Source organism: Chamaesiphon sp. VAR_69_metabat_338, from assembly GCF_031423935.1.
In the GTDB taxonomy this organism is placed as follows: Bacteria; Cyanobacteriota; Cyanobacteriia; order Cyanobacteriales; family Chamaesiphonaceae; genus Chamaesiphon.
In genome coordinates, this window is sequence record NZ_JANPGM010000726.1 from 1 (window position 1) to 11,140 (window position 11,140).

The 11,140-nt window shown below is 50.6% G+C and carries 9 protein-coding genes and 1 pseudogene; 6 read left to right on the forward strand and 4 right to left on the reverse strand.

Annotated elements, in window-relative coordinates; translation table 11 throughout:
• The 5 genes and pseudogenes from RMO84_RS20225 to RMO84_RS20245 form a co-directional block, all read left to right on the forward strand.
• Positions 1–340 (forward strand): annotated as a pseudogene (locus tag RMO84_RS20225) (hypothetical protein); the annotation flags it as partial.
• 359 nt (positions 341–699) lie between these two features.
• The gene (locus tag RMO84_RS20230; protein ID WP_310490237.1) at positions 700–1,929 is read left to right on the forward strand and encodes a glycogen/starch/alpha-glucan phosphorylase; all 1,230 of its coding nucleotides are present in this window, start codon (positions 700–702) and stop codon (positions 1,927–1,929) included.
• Between the two features lie 94 nt (positions 1,930–2,023).
• Positions 2,024–4,414 (forward strand): GAF domain-containing protein, encoded by a 2,391-nt coding sequence (locus RMO84_RS20235; RefSeq protein WP_310490238.1) that lies wholly within the window; start codon positions 2,024–2,026, stop codon positions 4,412–4,414.
• A complete protein-coding gene (locus tag RMO84_RS20240) occupies positions 4,401–4,865 on the forward strand; it encodes a response regulator (RefSeq protein ID WP_310490239.1) in 465 nt (154 codons plus the stop codon). The genes RMO84_RS20235 and RMO84_RS20240 overlap by 14 nt, the downstream gene beginning before the upstream one ends.
• Positions 4,866–5,166: 301 nt before the next feature.
• Entirely contained in the window at positions 5,167–7,239 is a 2,073-nt protein-coding gene (locus RMO84_RS20245) for a PAS domain S-box protein (RefSeq protein WP_310490240.1), read from the forward strand.
• Between the two features lie 81 nt (positions 7,240–7,320).
• Here the strand turns inward: RMO84_RS20245 and aroQ are convergent, their stop codons facing one another.
• The 3 genes from aroQ to pgsA form a co-directional block, all read right to left on the reverse strand.
• Positions 7,321–7,815 (reverse strand): type II 3-dehydroquinate dehydratase, encoded by a 495-nt coding sequence (aroQ, locus tag RMO84_RS20250; RefSeq protein WP_310490241.1) that lies wholly within the window; start codon positions 7,813–7,815, stop codon positions 7,321–7,323.
• A gap of 22 nt (positions 7,816–7,837) precedes the next feature.
• A complete protein-coding gene (locus RMO84_RS20255) occupies positions 7,838–7,978 on the reverse strand; it encodes a hypothetical protein (protein WP_309730914.1) in 141 nt (46 codons plus the stop codon).
• A 311-nt stretch (positions 7,979–8,289) separates the two neighbouring features.
• Entirely contained in the window at positions 8,290–8,832 is a 543-nt protein-coding gene (gene pgsA, locus RMO84_RS20260; protein WP_310490242.1) for a CDP-diacylglycerol--glycerol-3-phosphate 3-phosphatidyltransferase, read from the reverse strand.
• 313 nt (positions 8,833–9,145) lie between these two features.
• Here pgsA and RMO84_RS20265 point away from each other — a divergent pair, with 313 nt between their 5' ends.
• On the forward strand, positions 9,146–9,859 hold the full coding sequence (locus RMO84_RS20265) for a Crp/Fnr family transcriptional regulator (protein WP_310490243.1): 714 nt from the start codon (positions 9,146–9,148) through the stop codon (positions 9,857–9,859).
• Positions 9,860–10,395: 536 nt separating this feature from the next.
• Here the strand turns inward: RMO84_RS20265 and RMO84_RS20270 are convergent.
• Positions 10,396–11,140 (reverse strand): zinc-binding dehydrogenase (locus RMO84_RS20270; protein ID WP_310490244.1); only part of this gene is annotated, 745 nt, incomplete at its 5' end.

Sequence of the window (11,140 nt, forward strand, 5' to 3'; positions counted from 1 at the left end):
TTTTTTGCCCGAAAGAGCACCTTATTCAACGCTTGGTATATCGCTGCTGGGAGCGCAAGAGGCGGGAATATTATTTTTGCCGGGGATGGGGCCGATCTTGATGGCTGGGGTAGTGGCGACATTATTGGTAAATTGGGTCGAGCAGATGATTGCCAGTGGAGTCGCGCTGACTGAGATCGATCGAGTGGGCGGACTAAGCAAGGGATTGGGAATTGCCGAAGAAGATGCCATCCAATCGGAAACAGAGCTAAGAGCTGGTAAATTTATATTGCTAGTAACTGGCACTGACGCCGATATAGACCGCGTACAGCAACTCGTTCCAGCCGCCGATCGGGTGTAAGGTAGTCGAGAGTCGATCGCATTCTGCTACACCCAGATATCAAATTACAACTCTGACAATTTTATACATTAGTTGTGGCTTGCGGCTAATCATTAGCTGCGATCTGAAATCGGTGGTAGTGAGAACAAATTTCTCCTACTGCCGATTTTGGCGATCGAAATATCTGGCGAGCTTTCATCTATCCGGCACTGCCGTGAAATCGATGGTTAAAATTCCCATCCTCACAAGTTCCTCAAACTTTTAGGCTAGGATGTTGCGTGAAGAAGTTGAGTCGAACAGACTATCCATCAACATGGGCTGATGCTAGAGAATGCATCACATCTTGACATCGATCGCGACACCACGAAGGAATCTAAATCATGATGGAAAGTATTAATTTGCGCGCGGCAAGTCGCGCAACACGTTTACAAGCAATACCACCAACATTATTGGCACAGATGCCCCCCAAATTCGGCGCACCCAGCCGCTATCGGAGCCAGATTGCGACGAGTGCGCCCTCGGTGCCGCGAACGGTCAAACGCCATCGCGATCGCTGGTCGATGGCTACCAATGTAGTCCAATTTCAACCGCCAGCAGCAGTTTCCAGCTTGAAAGCTAACCCATGCCAATGGTTGCTCGCGAAAAATTCTCACCTAGCTGAGTTAGTGACAGCCACCATCGGCGATCGCTGGCTGACTCAGTCCGAAGATCTCCAGCAGCTCGACACACTCGCAGATCGCCCGCAATTTCAAGCCCAGTGGCAAGCCGTCAAACGGCTGAACAAACAAATCCTCGCGACTGAATTATCCCGCTTGCAGGGGATCGAACTCAACGTCGATTCGCTCTTCGATCTGCATCTGGCACCGATCTCCGGAGCCGAACGCCAACTGTTAAATATCCTGCATATCATCAATCTGTGCGATCGGATTAAACAGCATCCAGTCAATGAGATCTTGCCGCGCACTTTTATCTTTAGCGAACCAGAATCGCATCTGTTTGCCACCCAGAGCGATGATATCGCTAACGAGCGGCGATCGATTTTAGCCCTGATTGAGTCACTGGCGAGCGTTGTGGCTGCCGATGCCGATCTTCGCGACAAAATTCAAGTAGTTTACGTACCCGCAGCGGTAGGGCTGACTAGCCAACTGTATGCAGCTGCAGATTTGACCGAACAGATTGCGACTGCCGCCTGGGAAGACATCGACTTGAGCAAGCAAATAGCCGCGATCAATGGGGTCGTGTCGATCGGCAGTTTGGGCAAAACTAATTATTGGTTGCAGCAAGTAGTCGGCACCGAAAATTGTTTTCGGTTTGGACTAGCGATTCCCGAAATTGCCTTGTTTAAAGAATACGGTTACGCGCCCGATAATTATTACAAGTACTATCCCCAAATCCGGCGCGCGATCGATACCCTCCACGTCGGCTACTTTACACCAAACGAGCCAGATCTGGGTCGGACGATCGTCGAGCTGCTGTTGGGTGCAGATGAGGCGATGGTGATGGCCGATTATATTTTTTATGCAGCTTGTCAAGCGCAGGTGAGCCAGACCTACCACCAAACTGCATTGTGGACGCGAATGTCCATCTCGAACGCGGCTGGAGTAAGATAGTTAGCACCGCCAAACTGAGGCGATCGCACCAGCTTGCGCTGGCAATTCCCCCCGATAATCTTCCCTACTGCTTCGCTTACAAGACGATCGTCCGATGAAAAACATCGCCTCACCCAAGGTCTCGATCGGCTTTATCGCTACCCTAATCGTATTGGTAGCCAATGCTGTCGTTGCATATCAGAGTATCAGTACGATCGCTGATAATAATCGCGCGGCCATGTCTCGCGATCGCATCCTGACAACTTTAGAAAAAATGCGTTCGACACTCAAAGATGTCGAACGCTGCCAACAAGAATATCTCTTCACCGATAGTCTCCCTTATCTCAACGTTCATCGCGTCGAGCTGGCTCAAGTTTCAACTAATTTAGCATCGATCGCTAAATTAAAAGCTGACGTCGCTCAGTCACCGCCCGTTTGGCTGCGATCTTTACCATTGTCACGACCGCAATTAGATCCTACGCAGCAGGTTCTTGCCAGTGATGTCAGCCAGTTAACAGCAACGCTCGATCGTCAGGCTCCAAGATTGACAAGCGATCGACGCAGCGAGTTATTTCAGCAAGGGCGACAGGCGATCGAGCGGGTTCGCCAAACTATTAACGGCTTAGATCGCACCGAACAGATCGCCTTGGATCGATTGCAAGCTGTGTCTAGCAAAAGTTTAGCCGACACCAAAATTGCTTTTGGTATTTCCAGCTTATTAGATCTACTATTATTAACGGTTTTGTATGGTTTAGTCAGAGCCGATCTGACCAAACAACAGCGTGCCAAATCGGAATTGCGCGATTATGTCACCGAATTTGAAGAGTTATATCACAATGCACCTTGTGGATATCATTCGCTCGATCCGGCTGGCAACATCTTGCGGATCAACCGCACCGAACTGCACCTGTTAGGTTATGCCGAAACCGAAATCGTCGGTCGCAAACAGATGCGCGATCTGTTGACGGCTGAAAGTATGGGCAAACTCGATCGCCAGTTGGCGATCGTCAAAACGCGCGGCTCGATTAGCGATCTAGAATTTGAGATGGTCTGTAAAGATGGTCGGATCGTCCCAGTCAGCACGACAGTGGTGGCAATGCGGGATGGCGATGGCCATTATTTAGGCGCGCGGGTGACAGTTATCGACATTAGCGAGCGCGTGCGGTTGCGCAAACAGGCTCGCCTATCGGCAGAAATCTCGCAGAAAATTCGCCAATCATTGAATTTAGCGGAAATTTTAGAAACGGCGGTGGCGGAAGTTTACACCCTGTTAGGTGTCGATCGAGTCTTAATCGTGCGCTTCGAGGCCGATGGCTCCAGTACTGTATTACAAGAGCGAGTCTCGGCCAATTATCCGCCGATCGTCAATGAAATCGGGGTCGAGCCGTGTATCGATCCTAGTTATCATTCCCGTTACGCCCAGGAGCGGATCTATACTTTTGATGATATTACCCAAGCCGGATTTGAACCGTGCTATGTCGAATTTCTCCAACAATTTGCAGTGAAGGCGAGTGCGATCGTGCCCATTTACTTGCGCTCCCAATTGTGGGGTCTACTCGTCGTCCATCACTGTCAATCACCGCGTCAATGGCAACCTAAGGAAGTGGAGATCTTGTCGCAACTAGCGACCCAAATCGGGATTGCCCTGGCGCAAGCACAACTACTCGAACAAGAACAGATCCAACGCCAAGAACTGGCTCGATCGAATGCTGAGTTGGAGCAGTTTGCCCATGTTGCCTCTCACGATCTGCAAGAACCGCTGCGGATGGTGATTAGCTATCTGCAATTGCTCGAACGTCGCGATCGCGGTCAACTCGATGCCGATGCCAAAGAATTTATTGCCTATGCGGTCGATGGCGCGGTACGCATGCAAGCCTTGATTCAGGCTTTGCTCGGTTATGCCCGCGTCAGCAGTCGCAAACAGCTATTCGACAACGTTAATTGTAATGTGGTCATCCAAGATGCCCTCTCTAATCTGCACGTCGCGATCGCCGAAAGTGATGCCCAGATCTCGGTCGAGCCGCTACCCACAGCGTGGGGCGATGCGACGCAATTGACTCAACTCTTTCAAAATTTGATTGGCAATGCAATCAAATTTCGCGGCGATCTCCCACCCCAAATTCAGATTAGCGTTCGCGCGGTAACAGAGCCGCCAGCAGCTAGCACCGATGGCTCGGGGGCGGAGATGTCCGCCACGCCCTCAGCTTGGTGTTTTGCCGTTGCCGATAATGGCATCGGCATCGAGCCACAATATCTCGATCGCATTTTTGCCATCTTTCAACGCTTACATACGCGAGTTACTTATCCCGGCACTGGCATCGGATTAGCCATTTGTAAAAAAATCATCGAACGTCATGGTGGTACAATTTGGGTAGAGTCTGTACCTACAATCGCTAACTTTGAGTTACAACCTCTGCTACCGATGTCGCCTCAGTGTGTCGGCTCGGTATTTTATTTTACAATTCCAGCGGTAGGTAGTATCTCTCCTCAACATGCCCATAAATAGCCGCGCCATTGAAGTTCTACTCGTCGAAGACAATCCTGGCGATGCGAACCTGACTCGGATCGCCTTAGCAGATTTTCCGGGGGAGACGCTCCGCGAACGAGAGATCGATGTACATTTAAGCGTGGTCGCTGATGGTGTCGAAGCGATGAATTTTCTGCACCGTCAAGGTGAATATCAGCAAGCGAGTCCGCCCGATCTCATTTTGCTAGATTGGAATCTCCCGCGCAAAGATGGTCGTGAAGTCTTAGTTGAGATTAGAGCAGATGCCAGATTTCAGCGCATTCCCGTGGTCGTACTCACTACTTCCCAAGCCGAGGAGGATATTCTCAAAGCTTACAATCTTCATGCCAATTGCTACATTACTAAGCCCGTAGATTTCCATCATTTTGTCAAGATCGTCCGCTCGATCGAAGATTTTTGGTTTAATATCGTCCAATTACCACCGACATAAGTTGGCTTTCGCAGCAGGTTGAAAGCTATAACTACAGATCGTCACTCCTGCTTGCCACTAACTCGATTGGTACCTATTTTGACACACGCTTATCCCCGCACAACCGCCCGATCTCCGTTCTTCACAGCCGATCGATCGCGCGCAACCCAGATCGGATCTGGCATCGACGAGTTTTTGCGGCCGATGTTTGAGTGTCCCGATTCCTAGCAGAGGCACATTGCGCCCGATCCGGGAAATCTCCGCCAGTGATGGCCAGTTTTTCCCTTACATGTAAATACCCTTATCCCCAGAGCACAGCAGCATGATTACTGTTCTCAAAATCTTACTCATCGAAGACAATCCTGGTGATATTCGGTTGCTGCAAGAAATCTTGCGCGAAGTAACTACGACTCGGTGTCAGATTACGCCAGTGATGACCCTGGCTGAAGCGATCGCTAAGTTAGCGACTAGCAGTAGCGATCGGGATGACGATCGCCACTTTGATGTAATTTTGCTGGATCTGTCACTGCCAGATAGCCAAGGTTTAGGCTCATTTCTCGCACTCCGCGATCGCAATCCCAATGTGCCGATCGTGGTCTTAACGGGTTTAGACGACCAAAATTTGGCGATTTTAGCCATGCAGCAAGGCGCGCAAGATTATCTGGTTAAAGGACAAGTCGATAGTCATGTCTTGCTGCGCTCGATTCGCTATGCGATCGAGCGGGAACGGACGGAGACAGCCCTCCGGCAGGCCAAAAACGAACTCGAACAACGGGTGCGCGAACGGACTCACGATCTCCAACAAATTAACGATCGCTTGCAGCGCGAATTGCTCGAACGCCAAAAAGCTGAAGCCGCGCTGCATATCTCGCGCTCGCGATTTGCGGGAATTCTCGAAATTGCTAGCGACGGCATCATTGCGATCGATCGCGAGCGCACGATTACCCTCTTCAATCAAGGTGCCGAACAAATCTTTGGCTACCCGGCTGCTGACGCGATCGGTCGCTCCCTAGATCTGCTGCTACCATCCGACTTTGTGGATGTCCGCCACGACCGCACTGCGGCAGTCAAAACCGAGGCGACATCTAAATCATTGGAAACCAGACAACAGGTCGTCGGCACCCGCCGCGATGGCAGCCAATTTCCCGCCGAAGCTTCGATTTCTTATCTCGAACTCGGACGAGAGCAAGTTTATACGATCATTTTGCGCGATGTCACCGCACGCCAACAGACCGAAAATAACTTGCGTGACGCCCTCCAGAAATTAGATTTCCACTTTGAAAATTCGCCCCTAGCCGCGATCGAATGGGATCGGGAGTTTCGAGTCAGTCGGTGGTCGGCAACGGCAGAAAAGATTTTTGGCTGGTCTTCGGCGCAAGTTTTGGGCAAGCGTCCCGATGAGTGGCAATTTGTGGTACCACAAGATCTCGATCGGATTAGCGAGACGATGAATCGGCTGGTTGCTGGGATTGAAACCAAGAATGTCACTGTCAATCGGAATTATTGTCAAGATGGGACGATCGTTCACTGTGAGTGGTATAACTCGGTGCTGTTAGACGATACCGAGCGGATGGAATCAGTGTTTTCACTAGTGTTAGATGTGACCGATCGCCATCAGATCGAACGGATGAAGGATGAATTTATCTCCGTAGTCAGTCACGAACTGCGGACACCGCTGACGTCCATCTATGGTTCGCTGAAAATGTTGGCCAGTGGCTTGTTGGTCGATCGACCCGACAAGGAACAACGGCTATTAAAGATTTCGGTCGAAAATACCGATCGATTGATGCGGTTGGTCAATGATATTCTCGATATCGAACGGATCGAATCGGGAAACGTCCAGATGGTCAAATCTGTCTGGAAAGTGTCCGAGCTGATGGCCAAAGCGGTGGAGGCGATCGAACCCTTGGCCGAAAAAGCTGGGGTGACGGTCAGTGTCAGCGACAGTGGCGGGCATGTCTGGGTCGATGGCGATCGCACGATCCAAACTTTTACCAATTTGCTGGGTAATGCCATTAAGTTTTCCAATCGCGGTAGCACGGTGTGGTTTACTTCAGGCAAGCAAGCCGGACAGATGTTATTCCAGGTGCGCGATTGCGGGCGAGGGATCCCGAAAGATAAATTGGATGTCATTTTTGAACGCTTTCAGCAAGTAGATGCCTCTGACGCGCGCAGTGGCGAGGGTACTGGCTTAGGGCTAGCTATTTGCCGGAGTATCATCCAGCAACATGGCGGTCAGATTTGGGTAGAAAGTGTTGTCGGTGAAGGGAGTACTTTTTCGTGTATTTTACCGCGTTCGCCTACGGCGCATGATAGTCAGCCCAAGAGTGGCTTGCTGAGCGAACCGCCGCTGGCTAGCACCAAGCGTCCCACCAATTTCACCTCTGGTTACTAACAATCGGGGCTGCGGGTGCATCATCAGTGCATGTAGAGATCGTTGTAGTGATGCGATTTCCCCCAGGCAGATTTGGCAACCTCAGCCGCGACTTCGATCGCCAGCATTGGCCGTGCCTTCGCGTAAATGGGCGATTAGTGCTTGTAAACCTAGCTCGTAACTATACGCGCCAAAGCCACTAATTTGGCCGACGACAATCGGGGCTAGATATGAGTGATGGCGAAAAGTTTCGCGCTTGTAAATATTACTTAAATGCACTTCCACTGTGGGAATCTGCACGGCGGCGATCGCATCGCGAATGGCAATACTAGTATGAGTGTAAGCACCAGCATTAACGATAATTCCATCATGGCAATCTCTAGCCGCGTGAATGGTATCGACCAACACGCCTTCATGATTAGATTGTAGCGGCGTCACCTCCACACCCAAAGACCTACCCAACTCGATCGCTCGGGTATCTATTTGCGCCAAAGTTGAGACGCCATAGATCCCCGGCTCGCGCAATCCCAGTAAGTTGAGATTGGGGCCGTGCAGTATTAGTACGCTCAACTTGCGATCGAGGCTAGCTACTGCCATAATGTGTGGCTGCGAGTCTTGACTATCGCCATCTGCGGACGCGATCGTCTACGGGAATGGCAATTGGTTCTGGTTCGGGCTGCATTTCTGGGCCTAAGATTGCTTCAATTAATTTACCAGCCCAGTGCTTTAACTTTTCGAGCACTCTTTCGATATAGTCCATCAGTCAGCTTACTCCAGGAATGACCGAGCCTCAACCAGAAGATCTACTTACAAGCTACGCTGTCAGTTAAGTTCGATCGGTTGCTGGTTGAGGTCGCTTACTGTTACCTATTGTAAAGGTAAATCTCATTAAGGTGTGGAGTTAATTTCGATTGAAATTGCTGAAATTTGACAACTTTCACACCTGAAACTCAATCACAGTCACCGATCTGGTGATAACAGCGGCCGATCGACTAGCTTCCTTAAGTAAATATTAAGATCGCCTGAAAATATTTTTTTCGGATGATAATCACCGGATGGCGATCGCTACAGCTATTCCTGGGTATCGGTTGTAGGCGGGACTAGGTAAAGGGCACCGGAGATGAGAGTCAAGCTGACAGAAATCCAAAAAGCTACCAATGCGTATAAATGCCAATTGTCAATCTGCCAATTGTTGGATGTTGTGGATAACGGAGCTATGAGCATCGCAATCGCAATAATTTGACTCGTCGTTTTGAGCTTACCCCAGATATTCGCCCCGCTAATCTGGGATTGGCTGACGCGCCACCCGGCGATCGTCAATTCGCGGAGTAAAATCAGGCAGACGCCCACAGCAGGTACTAGGTGGAGATCGATGAGGATCAGCAGCGGAATCAACACCAATAACTTGTCAACAAGCGGATCGAGAAACTTGCCTAAATCGGTGACTAAATCTAACTTGCGGGCGAGATAACCATCCAACCAATCCGTCAATGCCGCGACCAGAAATACCCCCAGTCCCCACCACCGGATCGTTACACTGTTACCGTACAAACAATAAACGATGACAGGTAGTCCCAGCAGCCGCGAAAGTGTAATCGAATTGGGTAAATTCATCGGGATAAAATGGTGGGAAAGGGGGATCTACGGGCATACTAAGGAAGCAAGCATTCATTATCGCTACAAATAGCAATTATCGATCGACGATAATGCAAACGCTGGGCAGGAGACAATGCGAGCAGTGTAAAAACTCTTCCGATTTGCGCCGAATTTGCTAATGCCGACGAGTATGGCGTTTGATGACACCATTCACCTTCCAAACGGCACGCGTACGTCTGCAATGGACACTGGCTAATTATTCTCAACGTCGCAACCAGCAGCAAGCTAATTGGGCTGTACCTCTACCTTTACGTATATTGACACCGATAGTATGGACAATAGACACACCACCGTTCAAACTCCAGCGCAGCTCTCCATATTAGAGGCGGTTGCTGCAGTGCCGTTTTTGAGCGAATTGCCAGCAGAGGCGGTCGCGCCAGTACTGGCTCATGCGGCGATTCGCAACCATCCCGCCAATCAAACGATCTTACTCGAAAATGACTGGGGTGGCTCGGTGTATTTTGTCTTGAGCGGCTGGCTCAAAATTCGGACTTATAATGCGGACGGGCGAGAAATTACGCTGAATATTGTCGGTAGAGGCGAGATTGTCGGCGAAATGGCAGCATTAGAACAGGCACCGCGTTCTACCGATGTGCTGAGTTTAACCCCCGCTACGATCGTCAATATTCCGGCTGAAGATTTTGTGCGCCTGCTTAAAACCGAACCGCTGGCGGGGATGCGACTGGCACAATTGATGGCTCGCAGATTGCGCCAAGTCAATCGGCGGCTGCGGTTGCGGGAATCCAATAGTGCCTCCCGCGTGGCCGATACGTTATTGTTTTTGGTGGAGGGACAGGGCAAAAGTGTCTCCAAAGGCATGGAAATTCCGAATTTACCACACCGCGAACTCAGCAGCATGAGCGGTTTGGCACGCGAGACGGTAACGCGGGTGCTGACCAAAATGGAAGCAGCGGGACTAATCGATCGTCAGCAAGATATGTTGTTAATTCCCGATGTCGCCGCGTTAGAGGCGAGTATCGTCTAAGCGGATGTCTGAAAAATTAATTCTGTTAAGCATAAACATTAGAAGATCCCCCTAGCCCCCTTAAAAAGGGGGAACCGGATCCGGAAGTCTATTTGAGTTGATTCACAGATCTAAATCCCCCCTACCCCCCTTAAAAAGCGGATGCGCGTACTGTTCGGGTTCCCCGACAGTGTAGCGCACCAAGCAAGGGGGGAACCGGACTCTTAGTCCCCCGCTTGGTGCATTTCCATGGTCGGGAAACCCGACCGGAAATGCATCCGCTTTTGAAGGGGGATTTAGCTGCTCCCGCACGCCTTTGTTCCCCGACGGTTTGCGGATGCGCTCGTCACGGAGGTTTCCTCCAGGTTTAGCGCACCAAGCAGCGGCGCATCGAACGGGAGGTTCCCTCCCGTTTGTGTGCGACAAGACAGCGACCCAAATCACGCGGAGGTTCCCGACCCATGGCTTTCAGTCAAGACAGGGAGACAAGACAGGGGATCTACCCACTAAAAACGTAGCGATCGGACTTCCAAGACACCCTCTAGACGCGATCGAACTTAAAATGTCAGGATCGATCGAATGGCTTTGCCACTCCGCATCGCCGCGAAAGCATCGTTAACGCGATCGATCGGCATGATATCACTAACCAGATCGTCGATATTAATCTTGCCATCCATGTACCAATCGACGATTTTAGGCACATCTGTGCGCCCTTTAGCCCCGCCAAATGCTGTCCCCTTCCAAACCCTCCCCGTGACTAATTGAAAGGGTCTGGTGGCGATTTCTTGACCCGCTCCAGCGACACCGACGACTACACTGACACCCCAACCTTTATGGCAACATTCGAGAGCCTGTCGCATCAGATTGACGTTGCCCGTACACTCAAAACTATAGTCGGCTCCACCCTTGGTCAGATCCACCAGATAAGGCACTAAATCCCCCTCTACCTCCTGCGGATTGACAAAATGGGTCATCCCAAATTTTTCTGCTAAAGCCCGCTTAGCGGGGTTGATATCGATGCCGACGATGATATTTGCACCGACCATCCGCGCGGCTTGAATCACATTTAAACCCACGCCGCCCAATCCGAATACCACCACATTCGCACCGACTTCAACTTTGGCGGTATTAATCACCGCACCAATACCAGTTGTTACGCCACACCCAATCAGGCAAACTTTCTCAAATGGCGCATCGGGGCGAATCTTTGCCAGGGCAATTTCGGGTACCACCGTATAGTTCGCAAACGTGGAGGTACCCATATAGTGGTGCAACATTTGCCCCTGATAGGAAAACCGACTG